We start from the raw sequence: 22,529 nt of genomic DNA, 5'->3' as shown, positions 1-22,529 counted from the left end.
GTTAACAGATTCTCCGGTGGTCGTGACGGTCCTCATCGGGCGGTCGCGGCCATCTGACCGGGCGGTCCGCCGGCGTCGCGCGGCTCGTCGGACGAGCCGGCCGCGGGCGTCGGGCAGCTCGTCGGGGTGGGCGCCCCCGGCCCGGTCCCGGCGCGCGTCGGGGGCGAGTCGATCTGCGCCAGCACGTCCCGGACGACGGCCTCGGCCTCGGCGGCGCTGGAGCCGGCCGCGACCAGCGCCATCATCGGTTCCGGGAAGGCGAGCCCCCGCACCGCCGTCGGGTACACCCGCAACCCGGCCGCCCAGGCCCGCAGGAAGGCCGGTCGTACCCGGTCGCGGTAGGAGACCGGACCCGGCCCGCGGACGCTGCTCAGGTCGTGCGACGACAGGGTCAGGTCCCGTTCCGCCCGCCAGGCGGTGAGCAGGCCGATCGAGTGCATGGCGCCGCTGCGGCGGGCGTTGATCTCGCTCAGGTAGATCTCCCCGTCCGCGCCGGCGATCAGGTCCACGCAGAGCCAGCCCCGGAACCCCAGTTCCCCGGCCGCCGCGCCGAGCCGGTGGCCGAGGGGGACGATCCGGTCGGCCACCTCGGTCGGCAGCGATCCCACCCCGACGTTGACGCTCTGGAAGAGGTGCCCCCGCGTGGTGGTCACCGCGCTGAGCACGAGGTCGGCGACGCCACCGTCGACGACCCGGAAGTCGAGCGCGGGGCAGCCCAGGCCCGGGGCGTGGGCGACGAACTCCTGCACGATCAACGGGTAGGTACGGAAGTAGGGGTCGTCGTGCATCCGGTCCCAGAAGCCGGCGACGCTGTCGTCGTCGGAGTCCACCACGGCCGATCCCTGCCCGCCCACCCCGTACGGGCTCTTGACGATGGCCCGCGGGTGCCGGCGCAGGGTCGCGGCCAGCGCGCCGCGCAACTCGTCGCGGTCGGCCACGATGACCGACCGTGCCGTCGGGATCCTGAGGTCCCGGGCCAGGTCCAGGCAGCTGAGCTTCGAGTCGAGGTAGCGGCTGGCCCACTCGTTCTCGCGGGTCACACCGTCGACGTCCACCCGCTGTCCCCAGCTCCGGATGGTCTCCACCAGCAGGAACAACTCCGGTGTCGCGCCCCAGGACAGCAGCCGGACCGGGCGTCCGCCGAGCGCCTGGCGCAGGGTGGCCAGCGCGGCCGCGTCGTGCATCAGGTCGCTCAACAGCCGGCCGGTACGCGGCTGCGGCGACACCACCGGCGGCGGCGCCGACCCGAGCGCCTCGTGCACGTCGGCGAACCACAGCGGGTCGTAGCCGGCCGGCAGCAGGAGCACGCGGTCCGCCGTGCTCCAGAAGACGGCCTGGTCGGCGAGGTAGGCGCCGAATTCGAGGTAGCCGCCGGCGGCCCGCGGGCCGAGGTCCACGCGCGGATTACGGACGTTGAACTCGCCGTTGTTCGGTACGACCAGATCGATCGGGCCAGGCATGGGTCACCCTTTCGTCGGCTCCGGTGACAGCGGGACGGCGGCACCGCAACGGTGGCCTCGGGACGATCACGCGCAACGGACCCACCCCGGCGCTGCTCGACGGCGGTGGGGGAGGCTCGGCACGCCAGTCCGACCGGGTGACGCGCCCGGCGACACGGTGGCCACAGTGCCGGTGTCCGGGCCCGCGCCGAGCGGCAGGCGGGCGACGAAGCTCCGCCCCAGCGTGCCGGCGCGGCCGCCCGGGGCGCATCTTCGTACGTGCGCTCGCCGCCGTCGCCGCCCTTCGGCACAGGACGGCAAGCTGGGAGATGTGCCGGCCACCGCCGGTCGTCAGACTGTCGTCGGTGGCCCAACCGGAAGGGTGCCCATGTCACGTCCCATCTCGACCGAGCCGCACCTGTCGGTCGTCATCCCGACCTACAACCGCGCCGAGACGCTGCGCCAGACGCTGGAGCACCTGGCGCGGCAACGGATGCCGACCGAGATGTTCGAGGTCATCGTCTCCGACGACGGTTCGTTCGACGACACCCGCGCCGTGGTGGACGACGCCGCGGCCACGCTGCCCATCCGCTACCACTTCCAGCCGGACGACGGCTTCCGGGCCGGGGCCGCGCGCAACGCCGGCGCCCGGATGGCCCGCGCGCCGATCCTGGTCTTCCTGGACACCGGCACCTTCGTCGCCCCGGACTTCCTGGAACTCCTCCTCGCCGAGCACGCCGGGGCCCGGCGCACCGCGCTGATCGGCTACTCCTGGGGCTACGACATCGACGGCACGATGCCCGGCCTGGCGGAGGCGATGGACGGGGTGCTGCCCGAGGACGTCGTCGCCCGGTACCGCGACGTGCCGAGTTTCGCCGACCCGAGGCACCGGCAGTTCGCCGCCGGTGACTTCGACCTGGGGTTGCTGGCCACGCCGTGGGTGCTGTTCTGGTCGCTGAACTGCTCCGTGCGCGCCGAGGACTTCTGGCGGGTCGGCGGCTTCGACGAGGAGTTCCGCCGCTGGGGCGTGGAGGATCTGGAACTCGGCTACCGACTGTTCAAGGACGGTGTCGGCTTCCGCCTGACCCGGACGGCATGGGGGCTGCACGCGCCCCAGGGCCGGGACCGGGACGCGAACATGGTCGACGGCAAGGCCAACGTGCAGCCGTTCCTCACCAAGCATCCCGAGCCCCCCGTGGAGATCATCTGGAAGCTGATGCAGCGGACCAATCTGCTGGATCTGGAGGACAACTACCGGTTCCTGCTCGCCCATGCCGAGCGGGTGCGGGCGGCCGATGTGACAGCCGAGGTGGAGCGGGAACTGTCCCACCTCGACCCGGCGGGCGGGACGGCCATCCTCGGCGCGGGCGGCCGCCTGCCGGCGGGGTTGCGCCGCGCGGCGTTGGTGGACTTCGACGCCGACCTGCTGGCGAAGGCCGCTTCCGGCAGCCCGCACACGGCACACCACGCGATCGGCCTGCGCACGTCGTTGGCCGACGACGCGGTGGAGACCGTGTTGCTCACCTCCCGGCTCGCCGGGCTCTGGTCCCGCTGGGGCCCGGACCTGCTCACGGAGGCGCACCGGATCGGCCGCTCGGTACGCCTCACCGAGGCGCTGGCCCGGCAGGTCCGCGCCCTGCCGTACTGAACCGAGGCTCAGCCACGCTCGACGACGCCGGGCGGCGGGCCGGCCGCTTCCTCCCCCAGCTCGGTCAGCCGCCGGGTAAGGTAGCGGCGTTCCGGCTCGCTGGCCGGCAACGCCAGCGCCTCCCGGTAGCTGGTCGCCGCCTCCCGGTGCCGGCCCAGGCGGCGCAGCAGGTCGGCCCGGACGGCGGGCAGCAGTCGATAGGTGGCGGCGTCGGCGGTCAGCTCGTCCACCAGGCGCAGGCCGGCCGCCGGTCCCTCGGCCATCGCCACCGCCACCGCCCGGTTGACCTGCACCACCGCCGACGGCACCAGCCCGGCCAGCCGCTGGTAGAGCGCGGCGATCCGGGTCCAGTCGGTGTCCTGCGCGCGGGGCGCGGAGGCGTGGCAGGCGGCGATCGCCGCCTGGATCTGGTACGGGCCGGGCCGGGCCCGCCGCATCGCCTCGTCCAGCAGGGCCAGCCCTTCGGCGATCGCGGCGCGGTCCCAGCGGGAGCGATCCTGCTCCTCCAGCGTGACCAGCTCACCGGCGCCGTCGAGCCGCGCCCCGCGTCGGGCGTGGTGCAGCAGCATCAACGCGAGCACCCCGAGCGCCTCGGGCTCGTCGGGCATCAACCCGGCGAGGGTACGGGCCAGCCGGATCGCCTCGTCGCAGAGCCCCTGCCGGACCAGGTTCGGCCCGGCGCTGGCCGTGTGGCCCTCGTTGAACATCAGGTACAGCACGCCGAGCACGCCGTGGACCCGCTCGGGCAGCAGATGCGCCGGGGGCACCCGGTACGGGATGCCGGCGTGCCGGATCTTGCGTTTGGCCCGGACCAGGCGCTTGGCCATGGTCGCCTCGCTGGTCAGGAAGGCGCGGGCGATCTCGGCGGTGGTGAGCCCGGCGAGGGTGCGCAGGGTCAACGCGACCCTGGCCTCCAGCGCCAACGCCGGATGGCAACAGGTGAAGATCAGCCGTAGCCGGTCGTCGGTGATGCCGCTGGCGTCCGATGTCGCACCGATCCCGTCGAGGTTCTCCTCGGTGAGCACCGCCACCTCCCGCAGCCTGGCCGCCTCGACCGCCGAGCGGCGCAGCCGGTCCAGGGCCCGGTTGCGGGCGGTGGTGGTGAGCCAGGCCGCGGGGCGGTGGGGCACGCCGTCCCGCGGCCAACGCTCCAGGGCCTGCGCGAAGGCGTCCTGGGCGCACTCCTCGGCCAGGTCCCAGTCCCCGGTCAGGCGGATCACCGTGGCGACGATGCGCCCCCACTGCTCGCGGTAGGTGTCCTGCACGGCCACCCGGACCGCTTCGCCGATCGTCTCTGCCGTCACACCGAGCCTCTGGTCTGTGCTGTCGCGCGGGGCTGCGCCGTCACTCCGGCAGCAACGGCCGCACCTCGATCGTGCCGAAGGCCGCCACCGGATGCTTGGCCGCCACCTCGATCGCCTCGTCGAGGTTGGCGCAGTCGATGATGTCGTATCCGGCGATCTGCTCCTTCGCCTCGGCGAACGGCCCGTCGGCGAGGAGCACCTCGCCGCCGCGTACCCGAACGGCGGTCGCGTCGCTGACCGGCCGCAGGCGGTTGCCCTGCACCCGGACGTTACGGTCGTTCATCTCCCGCACCCAGACGTCGATGGCCGCCATCGTCGCCCGGTCCTCCTCCTCGGTGAAGGCGACGGACTCGTCCTCACAGATCAGCATCATGTACCTCATGGTCGTTCCTCCAGTCGTGATCGTGCCACCACCACGGCCTCGGCCGGGGCCGGTGACCGGTCCCGGTCGGCCCTCTCCTGCATACGACGAACGGGATACCCGGTGATGGACACACCCGCCCGTACTTTTCCGCACCGGGCCTGCCCGCCGGCCACCCAACCCACGGAAACGACCGTGCCCGCCACGTCGTTACCGGACGTGACGGGCGCGGTCGGCGGTGTGTCGCGGGCGGCCCGGACCTGGGCCGGGCTCAGTGCGTCAGCGGCGGGTCGGCCCGCCGGGCCACCTCCAGGGCGGAGACGCCGAACCACTGCCCGAAGGGCGGGTCCACCACGCCCCACAGCGGGTCGAAGCGGCGTTGCTGCTCCGGCGTCACCCGCCACGGGTTGTACCGGCTGAAGTCCCAGGCCCGCGCGCCACCGGCGATGTCGCAGGTCCCGTCGGACGTGCCGGGAGGCTTCACCCACAGGTACGCGTCCAGCAGCGGCACGCCGGTGTTCGCGGTCGGGCGCAGGCCGAGGCCCCGACCGGGTGGGTTGCACCAGTTCCCCTCGGCCAGCGCGTCGACCACGGCGGGCGGCTGGTGGTAGGGCGCACCGGCGTACTCGCCCATCATGTTGGGGCCGTTGCCGTTGCGGCTGGTGTCGATGACGAACCTCGTCGTCGGCACCGCCCGGCCGAGGTTCTCGGCGTACCACTTGTCGGTCAGCACCCAGGTGCTGAAGTCGGTGTGGTCGGCGGGGCTGTACTGGCTGCCGCAGCGGTCGTAACGGCCCAGTCGCCAGCCGCCGTCGTCCGGGTTGTTCGCGAACGCCACACACTGCGAGATCCAGGTGCCGTATTTGCGTTCGTGTTCGGTGGGTTGGAAGTTCTCCGAGTTGAGGAAGAAGCCCTGCGTCCGCTGGACGCCGGCCTTCACCAGGCGGTACGCGCTCTCGTCCACGCCCAGCCAGTCGCTGTGCGTGCCGTCGAGGTAGAGGCTGACGTGGGGTTGGCGGGTCAGCCGGTCCACCGCGCCGGTGAGCGCGGCGAAGTGCTCGGCGGAGGAGGCGCCCGGCGGCGGGTTCCCTGCGGCGTCCGTCGGCCGGCACCACTCCTGCTCGCCCCACAGGTCGGTGTGGAAGGGGATGATGCCGAGGCTGTCCGGCTCCAGCAGGACGACGGCACGTCGACCGCCGATGCCGGCGGCGAAGGCGTCGATCCACGCCAAGTACTCGGCGGTGTTCCGGGCGCCGCCCGCGGCGTACTGGACGCAGTCCCGGAAGGGGATGTTGTAGGCGACCAGCACCGGGACGCTGTTCTGCCGGGCCGCCGCCGTCACGGTCTGCCGCACCTTCGACCGCACCTGCGCGGGGGTGCCACCGGTGAACCAGACCGCCTGCGGGGTGGTGACCATCCGCGTCAACAGCAGGGCGTCCCGTCCGTGGCCGGACCGGGCCAGGTCGGCGATCTGGCTGATCGCGGCCGGCGGGGGCGGCGGCGTGTAGAACCGGGTCGTCGAGGGCAGCGACGCCGGCCGGGCCTGGGCGGCGGGGGCGGCGGCCCCCACCGACAGGACGACAGCCACGGCCGCGACGACGGCGGGCAGGCCGCGGCGGAGCGCGGAACGGACCATGGTCTCTCCTGAGGTTGCAGATGGTCGACACGCAGGACCGCTCCCGGAACGGCTGCGGCACCGTGGCGCACGGCGACGACCGGTCCGGCCATCGACCGCCGCCCCTGGATGCGTCTTCACCTTCCCACGGCCGGTGACGCCCTACCGTCTCCTGCCGTGCGAGAAGCCGGGCGGGCGCGACGGACCCAGGGTCGCATGCCGCTGCTGGGCGCGAACGGTCTCGTCGATGGTCATCTCGACGGCGATCGGCGTGACGGATCAATGCGGGTAGGACATAGGCGGCCCTGATCCGCGACCGTCAACGGCGACCGGAGCCGGTGGCCGAAGGCGCCGGCCAGCCCGCGGGATCGGCCGGATCGGACGGCGCGGCGTCGCAGATGACGTACTGGCGTGGGGTGATGGCTGTGGGGTGGTCGGCGAGGATGGCCATGCAGCGGGCGTGCGCCTGTTCCGGCGTACGGACGGTAGCGGTGGCGGTGAGGTGAGCGACCAGCGGGCGGCCGCCGACCTCGGCGAAGACGTGTGCCACGGCGGGCGCGACCGCCGCCTCCACGAGGCGTTGCACGTCGGCCACGTCGACCCAGCAGGAGTCGGCCAGAATCCGGTCCGGCATGCCCATGATGGACTCCAGCCCGATGACTTCAGGCGTCCGGGCACGAGGCTGTTGAACAAGGGATCGTAGTTGATGCGCAGGCCGCGTTCGTGCTCGACCAGTTCGTCCACGGCGGATCGCTTGGCCGCGTCGTACCTGGCGTGGCGGTTGGCCTCCATCACTGCAGCCCAGGTGTGGCCTACCAGCTCGTCGAAGTCCCTGTCGCCGACCTCGACGGTGGCGAGCGTGCTCTGGACCAGGGAGCCGACATAGCCCGTCAGGTGGTGTTCGAATCGGTTGTTCGACAGGATCGGCAGCACCAGATCCCGACGGTTGGCACGGTGGGCGACCACGGCGCAGACCGCTGCCCAGCACGGACGCCGGAGGCGACCCCGCCACCGTCGCCGCTTGGATGGCCGAGGTCAACGCCCAACGCGCCGCCGCCCTCGCCCAACGCGACACAGCAGCGGCAGCCCAACCACCCGCTCCCCACCGCCTCACCGAGGACAACATCCGACACCTCGTCGGCAGCTTCGACGACATCCGCAACACCCTGCGAGACGCCGACAGCAGGGACAAGAGCACCGTCTACCGGGAGCTACGACTCGCCCTCACCTACAACCCCGGTGAAAACAAAATCAGCGTCGAGGCTACGCCTGACGCTGATTACTGTGGGGTAACTGTACGTGTCCGAGGGGGGACTTGAACCCCCACGCGAAGCATCCCTGCACACAAGAGGTGCGCATGCGGTAAGGCTACCGCCCGCATCCTCGCAGCGGTACCCCAAGCTCAAAAATCACCATCGATACTGCCTGGGAAATGCTCAATGAGAGCCAATGCTATGGCGAGCGGGGGCCTTCCTCGAAGCGCTGAAGCGTCGCAACTCCATGGATCACCAATACAACCTCACTGGCCTTACGCCTCCACAAGTTCCATCTCGGAAGTCCTGATCAGCGACGACCCACCGGCCGAATATGCAAGCGCCCTGACCCTCCAAGCCCCGAGGGCGCCCGCAGCCCCAACCAGAGTTTCATCGAGAGACCGCCATAAAGCACAGTCTTTCAATCCACCCCACGCCACCCCAAGGGCCAACACGGTAGGTTCATTCCTATACGAAGAGTTCCTCTATTCAGACACAACCTCCCGCCGACCGTCTACGTATGCTTCTAGCTTAGACACAGTAACCGAAGCGGCCGAGGCTGACACGAACATCGATGGAGAACGGAGTTCGAGCACTACCCCATCGCCGGCTTTGATATCCACGTCTGCAACCACCTCAGTCGAGATACCAACCAGCCGCAGGTCGCTAACACCGCCGAATAGAAGTCGTATCTGAACCGTATTGAACCCGCAACGAATCCACTTCGCAGGAGGGTTCGCAGGGTAAGCAGGGAGGTCCAGTTTCAGCTGAAGCGTCGGCCCCTCGCGGTCAACTACAAGCTCGTGCAAGCTGACCCCGTTCAGCAGGGGGGGATTCTGATTGAATACCTCCCTCAAACCCTGCGGATTCGTGACCAGATCGATCCAGCTCATGTATACCCACTAGTACTCGTAGTGTTGTGCAGTCCCCGGCACTTTACCAGTTCGAGGGTTGCTCACCGGACGGACATTGAGGTGCGAGCCCTGATCGCCAATTCCACCCTCCCCGAACCGATGCCCGTACGAATGGTCTTGGATAATGACGTCGTCACCACCTTCCCGACCAAAGAGATACTCCCGCGTCATTACCGGACGCCCAGAATCATTCATAATTTGCCTCCCTTCGCGATCCGTCATCGGCACCGATCGGAGCTCTTTCGGCTGCTGACCCATCGGAATACCGAGATCCCGCTTGGCCTCACGGAAGGCGGCATTCCTGCTCGCCAGCATCTTATGACTCGACACCTGGGCAGAGCAATTGTGGACGAGTACCGGCACACGCCCAGCGAGCACATAGTACGTGTGGATGTCGGCGACCGTAAGGTCTCGCATCTGGCGAGAGCCGATGTAGCTCGCGGCGCGAGCAACGACGGTGGCGTCATCGCCCGACAACAGCCTTTCTGCAGGCTGGAGATCCTTGGCCTCGACCCAGGCTGCGCGGTCCCGGCTCCAGAAGGGGTGGTTCTGAGTGGTTTTCAGGACGACTTCGCCGCGATCAGCGGTCTGGACGGTGAGATCAGTGAGCTCGGTGTCCTGGTTGAGGTGAAGTTGCTCGACGGCCTTGCTTGCCGTGACGCCGGTTTCGGGATCGTGGGCGAGGACCTCGTCCCCCAACTGGATCTCACCGATCGGGCGAGAGGTGCCGTTGGCCAGCAGGACAGGGGTTGCGGGGTCGAAGCTGTGGCAGCCCTTCCCCGGGCTTGGGATCTTGGGTTTGGGAGCGGCGGTGGCCGCGCTGCCGGCGGTGCGGGACAGCGCTGATTTGATTGCCCCTCCGCCGAACTGGACAGCTGATTTGACTCCCATCCCGCTACTCAGCGCGACGGAGGCGCCGAAGGCTGCTGCACCGACCGCCGCTACGCCCGCACCGATGACGGCTCCTGCGGCGGCACCTAGTAGCGCTCCGCCGAGCATGCCTTGCCAGGTGTCGTCTTCTCGGTCGACGGCGTCTTCGACCAGTGAGGCAACTGCGCCTCCGACAGCTCCGCCGATCGCGGCGCATCCGACTGACCCGATGCCGGCGGTCGCGCCGAGGCAGACGCCGGTCGCGAGTGCTCCAGCGGCGACCCCCGCTACCGTTCCCACGATCTTGGCGTTGTCGCGGGCCCACTTGACGCTGTTGTCGACGCTCCTCTTCGCTTTGTTGCAGAGGCTGGAGAAGATGCCGCACTTGCTCTTTTTCTTCTTTTTCTCCTTCGGCGGCGTCGCCGGGGGCGCGCCGTCGCCGGTGTGGACGCCGGCGAGATCGTTCATGATCATTTCGCCGGTGGGGTCGGCGAAGGTGATCGGGCTGTAGGAGGCGTAGGAGTAGCCCTGCATTTGCTGGGGGTTGGTGAAGTCGATGAGTGGGTCGACGCTGATGAACTGGCCGATGGCGGGGTCGTAGGAACGCGCTCCGATGTGGGTCAGTCCGGTGGGGTCGCTCTCACCGTCGATGTCGCCACCGACGAAGCCCTTGTCGTTGGGCCAGGCGGGGTTTGTGCCGCGCGGGGCACCGTATGGGTTCTGCCGGCGTTTGGTGACCGTCTGGTTGCCGGCGCTGATGGCGGTCTCTTGGGTGCCCTGGTGGTCGCCGATGATCCACGTGACGCCAGTGTTCTGCCGCATGGCGCAGGTTTGGCCGGCGTAGCTGTAGTAGCGGGTGGCGGTCTTCTGCTGGGTGGCAGTGGTGTAGCGGATTTCGGTGCCGGGCAGGTAGAGGGTGGCGCCGGTGGGGTCGCGGGCGATCAGTCTGTCGCCGTCGCCGTCGTACAGGTAACTGTGGTTCTTTGCGCTGTCGGTGACTCCGGTGAGGTGGCCCTCGATGTCCCAGTTGAGGGTTTCACTGCCGGCACCTGGTGGGCAGGTGTTCGCGGCGGCGGTGGCGTTCGGGCGGCAGGTGGTGCTGCCGTTCTCGTCGTACCGGTAGTTCTTGGTGCCCGCACCGAGCCCGGTGGTGGTGATGGCGCTGACGGCGTGCGGGTGGGTCGTTCCCGAGGGGTAGGTGTAGCTGCGGTCCGTGGTTCCGGCGGGGGTGATGGTGCGGTCGCTGCGGAGGTTGCCTGCGGTAGGTGTGCCTGCCGTGTCGAAGGTCCAGGTGGACCAGTAGGGTGCTGGCCCGGCGAGTTGGTTGGCCTGGGGGGTGACGGTGCAGTCGCCGGAGGTGGGGGTCCATGCCTGGGTGAGGCGTCTCAGGTGGTCATGGTTGAAGCATTGGACGTCGGTGGTGCCGCCGGCGGGTGTGTCGGCGATCCGTTTGATGTTGCCGGCGTCCTCGTAGTCGTAGTGGATGTCCGAGACGTACTGGGGGGCGATTTGGCGGGCCGTGGTGGCGCGCTTGAGTCGTCTGGTGGCGTCTTCGTACGTGAAGGATCGGTCGACGTAGTTCTGGCCGGTCTGCTGGTAGCGGATCAGTCCGAGTTCGCCGAATTCGGTGTAGGTGGCGTCAAGGACGTACTGGCCAGCGTTGGGGTAGTTGGTGGTGAGTTGTTCGGGGAGGCCGGTGACGGGGTCGTAGGTGTGGGTGAGTGTTTCGCCGCCGAGTCCGCCGGCGTTGGGGTAGGTCTCGGTGTCCAGGCTGCCGTCGGGCTTGTACTGGCGGGTGAAGGTGTAGGTGCCGGACAGCCCGGTCTCGGCGGTGGGGATGACGTAGTCCTCGCCGGTGGGCTGGTAGAGGGCGGTGTATCCACGGATGCGGACCTTGTACTCGTCGGTGCGGCTGGTGCCGGTCCACCGGCTGGTCGAGGCGAGTTGACCCTTGGCGCCGCTCGGGTCGTACACCCAGGTGGCGCGTTTGGTGTTGCTGGCGATGGTGTTGTCGTAGAGGCCGGTACGTCTGCCGAGCAGGTCGTACTGGTAGACGAGCTTTTCGTTGAGGGCGCGGGAACGGGCTTCGGTGACCTCGGTGATGTCGCCGTAGTCGTTGTAGCTGGTGGTGGTCAGGCCCTTGTCGGGGTCGGTGGCGGAGGTTTGCCGGCCCCGGATGTCGTACTCGTAGCTCCAGGGGTTGTCGGCGCTGTCCTTGACCTGAACCAGCTGGTTCTTCCGGTTGTAGGTGTAGAACGTGGCGTCGTAGGCGGATGAGGTGCCGCTGGTGAGGTGCTGGCGTAGTTCGGTGGTGTTGCCGCGGGCGTCGACGATCGTGGTGGTGGGGGTGCCACCTGCCGGTGGGGTGACGTAGGTTCGGTCGCCGCCGTAGCGGGTTTGGGTACGCCATTTTTCGGTGAGCGCATCGTTCACCGAGGAGCGGAGGATGGTCTCTGTGACGCGTCCTGCGCGGTCATACTGGGTGACGGTCTGGCCCTTGATGCGCCACTCGTCGATCGTGTGGAGGTTGATGCCGGGGGTCAGTTGGTTGTCGTAGTGCTGGTCGGTGGTCGTACTGACTCGGCCAGCGGCATCGTAGGTCTTCTCGGTGAGGATCGTGCCGCTGCCGGCCTTCGCCGCGGTTTGGGTCTGACGTTCGCGGAGCAACCCGTCGTAGAGGGAGAAGGTGCTGACGTAGTTGCCGTCGGGGTTGAGTGCTCTGGTGGTGACGGCGTTGACCCCGTTGGCGTTGCGGAGGGTGTAGCTGAACTCGGATGACGGTGAGTTCGGGTTGTTGGCTTTCGGCCGGTTGGGAAGCCACACCTTGGTCAGGCGGCCGTGGGCGTCGTAGGTGAGGTCGGTGCGCTTGAGGTTGATGTCGATGTTGCCGGTGGTACTACCCCAGGCACCTTCGATCTCGGCGGTGGTGGTCCATGTCTGGGTGCCGAAGGTCTGCACGGTGTCGACCTTGGTGACGGGTCCACCGGCGGTGGGGGTGTATGTGGTGGTGGTCTTGTTGCCGCGGACGTCGGTGGCTTCCAAGAGGCGGCCGTAGGGGTCATAGGTGGTTTGGCTGGTGGTCAGCCAGGTGGTGGTGCCGCCGTTCGACGGGCTCCAGCCCTTCATCTCCTCGGCTTTGGTGAGGTTGCCGGTGGTGGGTGCGGTGCCGCCACTCTGTCCGTCTGCGTAGTAGGTGTTTCCGTCGTAACTGCTTCGGGCATCGCCGATGATGTCGTCCGCGGTGGTGGGGCTCTGGGCGCATGGCAGAGCGACGGTCTGTACGCGGGCTGTCAACGCCAGGAGGTTGAGGTTGGTGTTGCGCGCGTACGTGGTCGTGATGCAGGATTCGTCGCCGCTGACAGCAAGGTCGCCCTGGTTGTCGACCTTGTGCGGGGCACCGTAGGAGTCGTAGGTCGTGGATGTCCGGGTTACCCGCCAGCCGCGGCCCGCGTCGAGTTTGACCGCCGACCAGTCGGTGTCGGCCCCCGAGAAGCGGGCATAGGTGGTCGTCTGGCCCATGTCGCGGGTGGCAGTGGGGCTCGACTGCCAGGGTTTGGTGACGGTGGTGGAGATGGCATCGGTATCGACTCCGTTGTAGACGGTCTGCTGCCGGATCATCCCGGCCCAGGCGTCCTCGTCGTTGCTCTGCGGCGCATCGGCGGCATCGAGGGTGTCACCGTCGCCGTTCAGGTCGACGGCGGGCAGGGTGACGGTGCGCGTGCCACCGGTGGGTGAGCTTTTGTCGCCGTGCATGCCCCGGAAGTAGCGGGTTTCGGTGAGGGTGTCTTGGCCGGGCGTTCCCTGGCGTACGCGGACCCGGGCGTAGCCGCGATAGTCGGCCCAGGTGCGGTACTTGTCCTTGGTCAACCCGTCGTCGTCGGTGTGCCGCCATGCCGCCCCGTCGAGGTACTCGTAGCGGGTTATCTTGTCGGTGGCGCCGCCGGTGCGATCCGCCTCGGTGACCTGGGTGACGACGTACTTGTGGAAGTACTCCGTCTTGGTCTGGTGCGTGTAGGGGTCCTCGGTGAGGACCGGGTAGCAGCGCAGCGTGTTCGTCTGTGGAGACGAGGGCATGGTGACGTTCTTGACGCACTGCGGATCGGAGTAGGTGACAGAGATCTTGCCGCCGGACTCGGTCCAGATGTCGCCCATGCGCATCCAGTTCATCGGCGGGGTGTCGTCGCCGAGCACGTCGACCCGGTTGGGCTTCTGCACGAAGTCGAAGTTGACCTCGGGGAGCGCGTCTCCCGTGCCGGCGGAAAGGCCGACGTGGCCGGACTTGACGATGCTGTCGAGCCACATGCCGTCGCGGCTGGAGTCGCCGTTGGGCGGGAAGGTGTGGGTCAGTGTCCAGGAGTCGACGTCCTTGTAGTCGGCAGGGGACTTCGCCGCGTCCCACACCTGGGTGGTGACCTTCGCCAGTCGGCTCGTGGTCCAGAAGGTGGGGCTGTATTTGCCCGCGCAACTGGTGCCGGTGCACTCCTGGTCCTTGGGGGTGTCCTTCCAGTTGGCTTCCTGGTCGCAGGCGCTCAGGCAGCGGTCGCCTTCGGTGAAGACGACCCGCATCGGCGGTCGGGTGGTCGTGTACACCGTGTCGGTGCCGGTACGGTTGTCCGTGCCGTAGTCGATGCGGTTCAGGGTGCCGCCGCGGATGTAGCTCACGTCGTCGGTGTCGGTGACGTTGCGGGCGTACTTGTTGCTCTGAGGCGTGTACCACATCGACATGGTGTTGCCGTGCAGGTCCACGACGTAGTCGAGGTTCCATCTCCACGCCTGATCGCAGAACGAGTCGAGATAGGCGGGCTTACGACAGGGTTCCCCGGTGTTGTTGCCCGCCACGGGAACGGTCCAGGTGGAGTTCGTGGTGGGCTTGCTCGAGGTCCAGCCCTTCAACCTGTTGAGGCCGAAGAAGTACTGCACGCCCTCTGCGTCGGTGATCTTCCAGTACTCGTTGTCGTTGTCCCCGTTGTCGGTGTCGGTGAGCCGCTGGATGCGGGAGCCGTCGTCGACCTTGGGCTTCCACGTGCCACTGGTACCGTCGCGGACGAGTTCCACCGACGAGCCGTTGAGGGACATCACCGCGTTGTCGGTTCCCCAGCACAGGTCGTACGTGTCACTGGTGTTGTTGGCGGAGCCGCCCTTGTCCTCGTCGCACTGCTTGTACTGGCGCTCGATGTATCCAGGCCAGTAGTCGAAACCCTCGCCGATCCAGGAAGGTTGGTTGTTCGACGCGTCACTACGACCGTCGACGGCCGACGAAGAATAGGCCAGTGTGATGTCAGGGGCTGGGCCACCGAGCGATGGCGGCGTGCGCATCGGATACGACCAGGAGAAGTCTCCGGAGGATCCGCCGGCCGACCAGCTCGACGAGGCTTGCAGCGAGCTTGCTGAGTAGTCGCCGGTGCTGCCCGATGGCGCGGACGTCAACGCGAGCAGCACTCCAAGGGCTTCGGCGGTGGCGGTGGACCCGAGATCGACGTCGGCCGACACACGCTGCCGGGTCACGTCATTGCGCGAGGGCAGTGGGCGGGGTCGGCACTCGGCGACAGGCTCGTCGTCGAGTGCGCAGTTCGGTAGCTGGAGGAGCCGGAGGCGGGTTGACCAGTCCGCACCGAAGGCATTGGCGAACGACGAGTAGTCGACGGCGACGCTGACCCGACCGCGGCTGGTCGTGGCCTTGACCTGGTCTAGGCGGAGCAGAAGTCCGTCCTGCCATCTGCGGGGTGTGGCGGCTCGGCTGAAAACCTGCACCCGCGCTGAGGACACTTCCGCCGGGGCTGCCTTCGCGGTTGATGCCTGCGGAGCTGCGGCTCCTGGGCTGCCGACCCATACCGGAAGCGAGCCCGCTCGAATGCTCGCCGTCACCGATTCGCCCGTGCGGCGGGTCTGTTCCTGCCCCGCATTAACGGCACCCATGGTGACCTGAGCGGAACCACCGGCCGGCCATACCGGTGCCGGCTCCGGCTTGCTCTTCGCACCCTGGGTCAGATCCTTCGGCCGGGGTTGCGCCTTGACCGGTCTGGCACGGACCGGATCCGGCCGTTGCACGCCGAGGCGGACGGAAGCAGGTTGTGCGGCACGAGCGGGAACGGCGGTCAGCAGCGTGGCAGTGAGGGCAAGGCTGAGTGTCGCCGCCAGGCCGGCGCGTGCCCTGCCCCGGCCGGTGGTGATCATGCGGTGGAGTCGCCAGTAACGAGGTGAGCGGCCTCGACCTCGCGGGGACAAAACGAGCATGACACAACCTCCGTCGTGCAGACACGCTTGCTCAGGATGGGTGGGATCGGAGTGTGAGCTTCGGGTCGGCCGGTGAGGGCTCAGACCCTCAAGCGGTGTCGCGGGATCAGAAGTTCTGGCAGGTACGGCTGGCTTCTCGCTCGGTCATTGCGCCTGCGTAGACATTGATGTCGTCGAGCGCACCCTTGAAATGTGCTGTGGTGGCGCTGCCGGCGCCGACATACATGACGGTGGACGACGCACTGCCGATCGCGCCGCTCCCCTCGCTGGCCTGCTTGCAGCCGTTGACGTAGATCCGCACGGTGCCGGTCGCGCCGTCGAAGACCCCGGTCAGGTGTGCCCATCCGCCGGCGGTGGCGAAGCCGTCGGAGACTGCGGTGTACCAGGTACCGGTCGGTGACTTGACCGCGAACTGCCACCTGCCCGAGGGGCCGATGCTGAGTTTGACGGCGCCGTCTGCCTGTCGGACGATGACCTGCTCCTGGGTGCTCACGGTATTGGGGAGGACCCAGGCACTGACGGTCAGCGACTGTTCTGTGGGTACGACAGGTCCGTCGGTGACGGCGTGGCCGGTGCCGTTGCCCGAACTGCCGTATCCCTCGGTCTGCGGGTAGTTGAACCACAGAGCGCCGTCCCCGTCGTGCGCCTCCTCGGTGTAGCCGACGGTCTGCCCGGACGTGTAGGGGTCGGTGCAGCCCTGCAGACGGAGTTCGGGCATGGGTGACCAGTAGGTGCCGTCGCTCATCGGGTCGGGGCACATGCCCAGGCCGTCGTTGAGCGTCCACCGGGCGACCTGCTGCGCGGAGAGCAGTCCCGGATAGTCCTCGGTGCCGTTGCCGGTGTCTTTGTCGGTGCCGAGGATGTCGTCAGCGGCGATCGCACGGTTCCACAGCCGCACGTCGCGGACCTCACCGGTGAACGGATCGGTGTCGGTCGTCGAGGTGCGGTCTCGTCCGAGCACCACCTTGCCCGTTGCCTTCCAACCGCCACCCCGGGAGGACAGCCAGGACGCGTCGGGGGTGCTGTCTGCGGCTTGCTGGCCGTTGACGAACAGCCGGACCCGTTGCTCGGTCTCGTTCCACACTCCCGCCAGATGAACCCACCGGTCCGCGGGAAGGACCGCGCTCGCCCACGCATCGGCGAAGACCGGGCTGCCAGTGTCGAGTTGAGGTACCCGCATCCGCCACTTTCCAGTGGCGCAGTCGTAGTTGAGGCGGAAACCGCTGGTGTTGGCTCCGTCGACTGACACCGCCGTCTCGTTGCCGGAACAGGTGACAGCGGGCCGCTTCACCCAGGCGGCCACGCTGAAGGAACCGGAGGTGTCCAGACCGGTGCCCGCGGCGCTGACCGATCCCTTGGTGCCCCCCGCCGTCGCGTCCAGTCGCAACGTGCTTTCGCCCAGGAGCCAGGTGTCAGGCGTCCAAGCGACGTCGGTAGCCGCAGCGTCGATGGTCAGATCGGCATCGCCGATCTGATCGGTGAGGCCGCTTCCGCCCACGCTCGTCAACGGCCAGTGGGCGATCGGCGCCGACGGTGATCCGACGAGGAACTGGTAGGTCTCCAACGCCCCCGGCACCCCGGCGGCGTTTCGGCCCACCACCGTCAACGCGTTGAGCCCGTGCCGTGGTGGGGTCAACTGCACCGAATGCGACCCGCCGGCTGTTACGTAGACGGTCTTCTGCGTCGAGCCGACCCATCCGAAGGTGTAGCTGACGATGTTGGCAGCGCCTGCGTCGCCGGGTTCGGGTTGGAAGGTGAACGTGCCTGGTACGCCGGGGCCGCCGTGCGCGGCGTCGTCACTGGGATAGGTCGTGGAGGTGACCTTCACTGCTCCGGCAGTCGTGTTGATCGTGAAGTTGCACCACCCCGACAACGGAGATGAGTCGTTGTAGGAGTCCTTGGTTTGGACGTGGAAGGTGTAGGTCTTCCCGTTCGCCGCCGCCCCCAGGTCGATGGTGACCTCGCCGTAGTTGTTGGCCGGACGGGCGACCGGGTCGGCCACCGACACGTGCGTCGCGGCGGATGCCTCCTTGTAGGCGAACCAGCCCCTGATCGTGTTCGCGGCACCGTCGGCATCGATGTACTGAGCCTTGAGCTTGACCACGGTGGTTCCGATCGTGGACCCGCACGGCTTGCCCGCCGCCGTGAGGTTGGCGGGCTTGCCCGGCACCGTGTTGTAGGTGACCTCGAGCCATGCCTTGTTGGTATAGAACTTCTTCCACCGGTCGGAGGCCGTCTCGTAGCCGCCCGACTCGTTGCAGGCGCACAGGCCGACGGTGTACACATCCCAGTTCGAGTTGGCGTACAGCTGGAGGTCCGAGGTCAGCTGACTACTGGTGAACTCGGCATCCTTGTCCGGTTGGACGCTGCCGCATCCACCGGACTCATTCGCGTTGCCTTCCCAGGAGTCCAACCACACGCTGCTGGGCAGCGGTCGCGTGGTCCATGCCATTCTCGACCCAGACGCCACGGTGATCGCGGAGGTGCGAAAGAGGTGCACCCAGGTCGGGGTACACGACTCCGAGTGGTCCAAGGTGATCCGAATGTTGCTGGTCAGAATGTGCTTGCCGTTCAGGCCGTTCACGTCGAACCCGTAGTACGACCGATACAGCTGACCGTTGCTGCTGTACTGGTCCGGTGGCTGCTTGCCCACCCGCGCCGCCGTGGCGTCGTTGTTCTCACCGTTGCTGGTCGAATACGACCACTTGTTGCGCAGCTTCTCGAAGGGCGGGTCGATGAACAAGGGATACGTCAGTCCTGGGTCCGCCAGCATGGCTTGGTTGGCAGACACCCGCATCTCGCCGTCGACAAGCGTGACTGCCGCTTGCCCGACTCGCGAGGTGACTGCCGGTTCAGCGGCGGTCGCCGGCTCACCAACCGGTTCGGCAGCGCCTCGTTCCCCGTTGGGCATCGCATGCGCCTGACCGGCGGTCGGCAGTACCGAGGAGTCCCACATCGATGCTGACCGGCTCAGCGCCACCATCCGTCCGGTCCGGGTCAACATGCGTACCGAACCGTCATCGGCCGTGACGACGCGCATGTCTCCCCCGCTCTTGTACCGCAACATCTGCACCTCGGCGGTGGCAGCCGCAGCCGCACTCTTGACCTCTACCGCGTGCTGGTATCCATCGGCCGTCGCGATCACATGCAAGTCGACGTCCGGTAGGACGGACTCGTAGGTGGCAGTCGCACCATCGATCGTGGGCGGAGGCAGCGGGGTGGGCCACGACAGGGTGAAAGTGGAACCGTCTTCCCGCCACGTCACCAGCGGTCCCGTGCCGCCACTGGAAAAGGCGACATCCGCGAGGGTCGCCTCCGGGTGGTACAGGCCATCTGCTCGTGGAGTCAGCCGGGTCAGGATCGGCGTCCATGAACCATCGGACCTGCGGACACGCTGCGGGGCGACGGAAGTTCGCAACCGCCGCTCGCCGGAGGGCTCCACAAAGATCTGAGACCGATCCGTCCGGCCCGATAAGGCCTCCACTGCAGCACCACACCTCGCTGCCATCTCGGCAGCTGCCGACTCGTCCGGAGCTTCTACCGCACAACTCGTAGCTGCACTCGCCGAGTCCTGCCCGATCGGCCCGAGCACGACCGCCGCTCCAAGGAGCAGAGTCGCTGCTACGACGGTCAAGGCAGCCGTGCAACGAGGTGCGGTCGGTCGTCCTGCTGGAGCATGCACACCGACCACCCTCGTGGAGGGACGAAGCCGTTCCGTCACCTTCGTTCGGAGGCGGACCCAGCCCCTCAGAGTTTGCTCGGCCACAGCTCCCCCGTCTGACGCTCAGCAATCTGATCGATACATTCAGCTACAGAAGATCGATCTGTCAAGAACTCTGCCGATGATCACCGAAAGACTGGACACAAATCTCACCAGATACATGCCAAGCGCCAGGCTCCTCAACGAAACCGCTCAAATCATGCGCAAAGCGGCTCTTGTTGATCACTCAAGCCTCATACGTTCGACCGCAATTCGCATCGCGTGCGGGCGCACCGCTGGCGGCGGCATCGCTACCATCACCTGTCACCACATCCACGATCGCGCCCCGAAAGGGAATTCATGGGCATCTGGTTCGTCGACCCGCAACTGAACCCGGGTGAGCAACGCCTGCACCAGACCATCGCCAACCAGCTACTGGGACCGAGCCGCACCCTCGGCGGCAGGTTGGTCGTCACCGACAGCCGCGTCGTCTTCGAACCCAATCGTCTCGACCGCCTCACCGGCGGTCGGACCTGGCAGACCGACGCCCAGGCGATCCGCAAGGTGACCGAGACGCCAGGCGGCAAGGAGGGCGTGCGACGATACGGCCCGGCCGGCGCACGACCTCAAATCACTGTCGACCTCGCCTCAGGACAGGCCGGGGTCTTTGTCGTCAAGAACCGCGAAGCCCTCACCAGCGCCATCGCCAGTTGCAGGGCCAACAACTCATAATACTCCAGCCGCACCTGATGGAGTATTAGATGGTGTACCACTTGCGCGCCGCGGCGAGCGACAGAAGTTCAAGATGGTTACCCTGCTGGACGCCGACCCGGCCGGCGAGTAGGCCGCGACGCAGGATGTCCTACCCCAGCGAAAGCGAACTTCATGGCCAATGATCCTCTGAACCTCGACGAGTCCGCCGAGTGGGCAGGTCTCTGGTGGCTCCCCGACGACCCTGACGAGCGAATCCCTGGCGTGCTGCGTTACGAGCCGGAGGACGGCATCGTGCTCTCGTTGATAGGCGCGTTCGAAGACCGGATCGTGTCGAACCCCTCTCCTGGCCTCGCTCTGGTTCACGAAGGGCACCAGAGCTGGGACGTCATTCACGGTGCGGCCGAGCAGCGCGAGATAAGCCTTCTCGCTTGCGTCCCGAAGAGCAGCAAGCGGACCTTCGGTGCGCGAGTAAAGAGCCCAGACAAGCAGACGGTGTTGGTGACGACGGCGCTCATCGGGGCGCACGTCAGCGGGGAGAACGACGCAGCGTTCACCGCAGCCGAGGTGTCTGTCGAGGACCTCGGGCTGTGGGCAGCTTCGTCGGCGTTCGAGGGCTTCGTGGGAGTTGCCGATGGCACTCCAGACGGAAGCGGAAGCATCTCCGTGAAGCCGCCGGAATCCCAGTCGATCACGGTCGATGGAACTGAGTTCCTCCTCTCGCACCGGCACACGCTGCCGTTTTTCGATCAGCGGAGGGGCGGGACCGTCGGCCGCATGCGCGACAGTGCGTTCCTGCGAATCGTTCCTACCGACCGGTTCTCCTTGAGCGGCGCAAAAGGCGCGGCCAGCCTGGTTCAAGATCTGATCGCGCTCGCGACACACCGCGCCGCCGGCGTGATTTGGTTGCGACTGCAGGTGGCAAACGCGGACTCTGTGGCGGGTGGTGACCGGCCGTCACTGCGCCGAAGTGCTGATGTGCTCTACTCGCCCTCGGTGCTTGGTAAGCACGATGCCAAGGCAGTCGACTACCACCTCGTGTTCTTTACGTGCGCATCGTTCCCGTTCGAGGAGGTCGTTCCCCGTTGGTGCGAGGCACACGGGCGGCTACAGCTGGCGATCAATATGATCTTGGGTCTTCGCTACGCACCGGCGCGCTATGTAGAGAACAACCTGTTGACAGCGGTGGGAGCAGCTGAGGTGCTGCATCGGTGCCTCCGCATCGACGAACGCCCTATGCCCGCCGATGAGTTCAAGCAAATGCGCGAAGCGATGTTGGCGCACGTGCCCGAGGGCCACCGAGAGAGATTCAAAGGAATTATCCGCAACGACCCGACTCTGCGGGACCGGCTGTACGCGCTCGCTGCGCGTCCTGACGCTGAAGCGGTCCGGCTGCTCATGCCGGACGTAGATCAATGGGCGAGGAGGACCACTCGGGCTCGGAACGACCTGGCGCACGAGGGCGGGACCCCGAAGCACTCAACCGAGGAGCTGATCGCCGTTGTGGAGGTGACCACAGCAGTCGTGATCCTCAACGTGCTGCACGAGCTCGGATTGCCCGCCGAGCGACAGCGCGAGATCGTGCAGAGGCATCCACAGCTGCGTGCGACGGCCAGGAGCGCCCGCGAATGGCTGGTCGCCACGGGAACCGACTCCTGAGCCTCGTCTTCCGCAGCGAGGAGAGTGTTGCATGGGGGGAGCCGACCGCCAGCGACACGGACACCGACCGAGATCCGGCGGAGGAGCGGTGCCGGTAGACGACAGAGGAACGAGCAGCGGTTCAGTCTGCCGGTTGTTCGTCATCTGCTGCGCTGTGAGCTGTTGGCGATAACGTACTTTGAATACGCAGGAATGCATCAGCGGCGTCGGAGATCGATGCGGTCAATGCATCAAGCATCGGCCCTTCGTCATGTAGGTTTGACGTCTGCTCCTGGTGCTCGGTGTCAGCGTGAGCTAGTCGCAGGCGCGCGCGAAGCTGCAGGGTACGAAGGCGGCGGATGGCACGGGACGGATCGTCCTCTGCTAACTCTAGGCCAGCCAAGACCCATGGCTCGTCCTTGGATTCGGCTTCACGGGCCGCGAGCGCGACGGCGGCGCGAACGAGGCGGTGTAGGTGGTAGTCAAGATCGCAGACCGCGGCAAGGAGGATGTCGTTGCGTGTCTGTTCAACGGTGGGGCGTGATTCGTCGTCGAATAACCTGAAGTAGCCCCACCTGCTGGGCTCGCGGGCGAGGCGGTCAAGAGTGGCAAACACCCGGTCGAAGCCGTCTAGTGGTTTCGTTCGCCAGGCGACGCCGTCGCGGTTTGCCCATAGATTCATGATCGCTTCGGCGGCGGCTGACTCGGCTGACTGTTTCGCTTCGCCGGTGGCGGACTCCGCCCACATGATCAACTCAGCGATGTAGTGCGACATCCACCTACCGAGGATGTCACTGGGATCGAGCTGTTCACACAAATGCTTTCCAAGTTCGAGCACTCGT

Annotated in this window: 13 protein-coding genes; 4 read left to right on the top strand and 9 right to left on the bottom strand. The window is 67.4% G+C overall.

What is annotated here, in order from left to right:
• Window positions 1-32: 32 nt before the first annotated feature.
• Window positions 33-1,460: a hypothetical protein gene (locus tag ACN267_RS03580; RefSeq protein WP_421487902.1), complete on the bottom strand. Its 1,428-nt coding sequence runs from the start codon at window positions 1,458-1,460 to the stop codon at window positions 33-35.
• A 367-nt stretch (window positions 1,461-1,827) separates the two neighbouring features.
• Here ACN267_RS03580 and ACN267_RS03575 point away from each other — a divergent pair, with 367 nt between their 5' ends.
• On the top strand, window positions 1,828-3,087 hold the full coding sequence (locus ACN267_RS03575; protein ID WP_421487901.1) for a glycosyltransferase: 1,260 nt from the start codon (window positions 1,828-1,830) through the stop codon (window positions 3,085-3,087).
• Between the two features lie 8 nt (window positions 3,088-3,095).
• Here ACN267_RS03575 and ACN267_RS03570 read toward each other — a convergent pair whose 3' ends face one another.
• The 4 genes from ACN267_RS03570 to ACN267_RS03555 form a co-directional block, all read right to left on the bottom strand.
• Window positions 3,096-4,391, bottom strand: coding sequence for an RNA polymerase sigma factor (locus ACN267_RS03570; RefSeq protein WP_372445985.1), 1,296 nt, complete (start codon window positions 4,389-4,391; stop codon window positions 3,096-3,098).
• A gap of 40 nt (window positions 4,392-4,431) precedes the next feature.
• On the bottom strand, window positions 4,432-4,773 hold the full coding sequence (locus ACN267_RS03565) for a YciI family protein (protein WP_204959044.1): 342 nt from the start codon (window positions 4,771-4,773) through the stop codon (window positions 4,432-4,434).
• 250 nt (window positions 4,774-5,023) lie between these two features.
• The gene (locus ACN267_RS03560; RefSeq protein ID WP_204959045.1) at window positions 5,024-6,388 is read right to left on the bottom strand and encodes a glycoside hydrolase family 6 protein; all 1,365 of its coding nucleotides are present in this window, start codon (window positions 6,386-6,388) and stop codon (window positions 5,024-5,026) included.
• 298 nt (window positions 6,389-6,686) lie between these two features.
• On the bottom strand, window positions 6,687-7,001 hold the full coding sequence (locus ACN267_RS03555) for a hypothetical protein (RefSeq protein WP_421487900.1): 315 nt from the start codon (window positions 6,999-7,001) through the stop codon (window positions 6,687-6,689).
• Window positions 7,002-7,392: 391 nt separating this feature from the next.
• On the opposite strand from ACN267_RS03555, the gene ACN267_RS03550 reads away from it, so the two are divergent.
• The gene (locus ACN267_RS03550) at window positions 7,393-7,686 is read left to right on the top strand and encodes a hypothetical protein (RefSeq protein ID WP_239485502.1); all 294 of its coding nucleotides are present in this window, start codon (window positions 7,393-7,395) and stop codon (window positions 7,684-7,686) included.
• A 419-nt stretch (window positions 7,687-8,105) separates the two neighbouring features.
• On the opposite strand, the gene ACN267_RS03545 is transcribed toward ACN267_RS03550, so the two are convergent.
• The 3 genes from ACN267_RS03545 to ACN267_RS03535 form a co-directional block, all read right to left on the bottom strand.
• Window positions 8,106-8,513: an Imm50 family immunity protein gene (locus ACN267_RS03545; RefSeq protein WP_421487899.1), complete on the bottom strand. Its 408-nt coding sequence runs from the start codon at window positions 8,511-8,513 to the stop codon at window positions 8,106-8,108.
• Window positions 8,514-8,522: 9 nt separating this feature from the next.
• A complete protein-coding gene (locus tag ACN267_RS03540) occupies window positions 8,523-15,578 on the bottom strand; it encodes an HNH/endonuclease VII fold putative polymorphic toxin (RefSeq protein ID WP_421487898.1) in 7,056 nt (2,351 codons plus the stop codon).
• Window positions 15,579-15,744: 166 nt separating this feature from the next.
• Window positions 15,745-19,056 carry a LamG domain-containing protein gene (locus ACN267_RS03535; RefSeq protein WP_421487897.1) on the bottom strand — a complete coding sequence of 1,104 codons (3,312 nt, stop codon included), beginning with the start codon at window positions 19,054-19,056 and terminating at the stop codon, window positions 15,745-15,747.
• Between the two features lie 642 nt (window positions 19,057-19,698).
• On the opposite strand from ACN267_RS03535, the gene ACN267_RS03530 reads away from it, so the two are divergent.
• Entirely contained in the window at window positions 19,699-20,070 is a 372-nt protein-coding gene (locus ACN267_RS03530) for a hypothetical protein (protein WP_421487896.1), read from the top strand.
• 153 nt (window positions 20,071-20,223) lie between these two features.
• A complete protein-coding gene (locus tag ACN267_RS03525) occupies window positions 20,224-21,708 on the top strand; it encodes a HEPN domain-containing protein (protein WP_421487895.1) in 1,485 nt (494 codons plus the stop codon).
• A gap of 121 nt (window positions 21,709-21,829) precedes the next feature.
• Here the strand turns inward: ACN267_RS03525 and ACN267_RS03520 are convergent, their stop codons facing one another.
• Window positions 21,830-22,525 carry a hypothetical protein gene (locus tag ACN267_RS03520; RefSeq protein WP_421487894.1) on the bottom strand — a complete coding sequence of 232 codons (696 nt, stop codon included), beginning with the start codon at window positions 22,523-22,525 and terminating at the stop codon, window positions 21,830-21,832.
• Window positions 22,526-22,529 lie beyond the last annotated feature (4 nt).

Origin of the sequence: Micromonospora sp. WMMD734, assembly GCF_049178975.1 — a bacterium.
In the GTDB taxonomy this organism is placed as follows: domain Bacteria; phylum Actinomycetota; class Actinomycetes; order Mycobacteriales; family Micromonosporaceae; genus Micromonospora; species Micromonospora wenchangensis.
The sequence above is the reverse complement of the archived record's forward strand: the minus strand, read 5'-3'. Positions and strand labels throughout refer to the sequence as shown.

What these genes read in the sequence shown, in the direction of transcription:
- ACN267_RS03530 (WP_421487896.1), top strand. Translation starts at nt 19,699, where the DNA reads ATGGGCATCTGGTTCGTCGACCCGCAACTGAACCCGGGTGAGCAACGC.
- ACN267_RS03545 (WP_421487899.1), bottom strand. Translation starts at nt 8,513, where the DNA reads ATGAGCTGGATCGATCTGGTCACGAATCCGCAGGGTTTGAGGGAGGTA.
- ACN267_RS03565 (WP_204959044.1), bottom strand. Translation starts at nt 4,773, where the DNA reads ATGAGGTACATGATGCTGATCTGTGAGGACGAGTCCGTCGCCTTCACC.
- ACN267_RS03555 (WP_421487900.1), bottom strand. Translation starts at nt 7,001, where the DNA reads ATGCCGGACCGGATTCTGGCCGACTCCTGCTGGGTCGACGTGGCCGAC.
- ACN267_RS03560 (WP_204959045.1), bottom strand. Translation starts at nt 6,388, where the DNA reads ATGGTCCGTTCCGCGCTCCGCCGCGGCCTGCCCGCCGTCGTCGCGGCC.
- ACN267_RS03550 (WP_239485502.1), top strand. Translation starts at nt 7,393, where the DNA reads ATGGCCGAGGTCAACGCCCAACGCGCCGCCGCCCTCGCCCAACGCGAC.
- ACN267_RS03525 (WP_421487895.1), top strand. Translation starts at nt 20,224, where the DNA reads ATGGCCAATGATCCTCTGAACCTCGACGAGTCCGCCGAGTGGGCAGGT.
- ACN267_RS03575 (WP_421487901.1), top strand. Translation starts at nt 1,828, where the DNA reads ATGTCACGTCCCATCTCGACCGAGCCGCACCTGTCGGTCGTCATCCCG.
- ACN267_RS03580 (WP_421487902.1), bottom strand. Translation starts at nt 1,460, where the DNA reads ATGCCTGGCCCGATCGATCTGGTCGTACCGAACAACGGCGAGTTCAAC.
- ACN267_RS03540 (WP_421487898.1), bottom strand. Translation starts at nt 15,578, where the DNA reads ATGATCACCACCGGCCGGGGCAGGGCACGCGCCGGCCTGGCGGCGACA.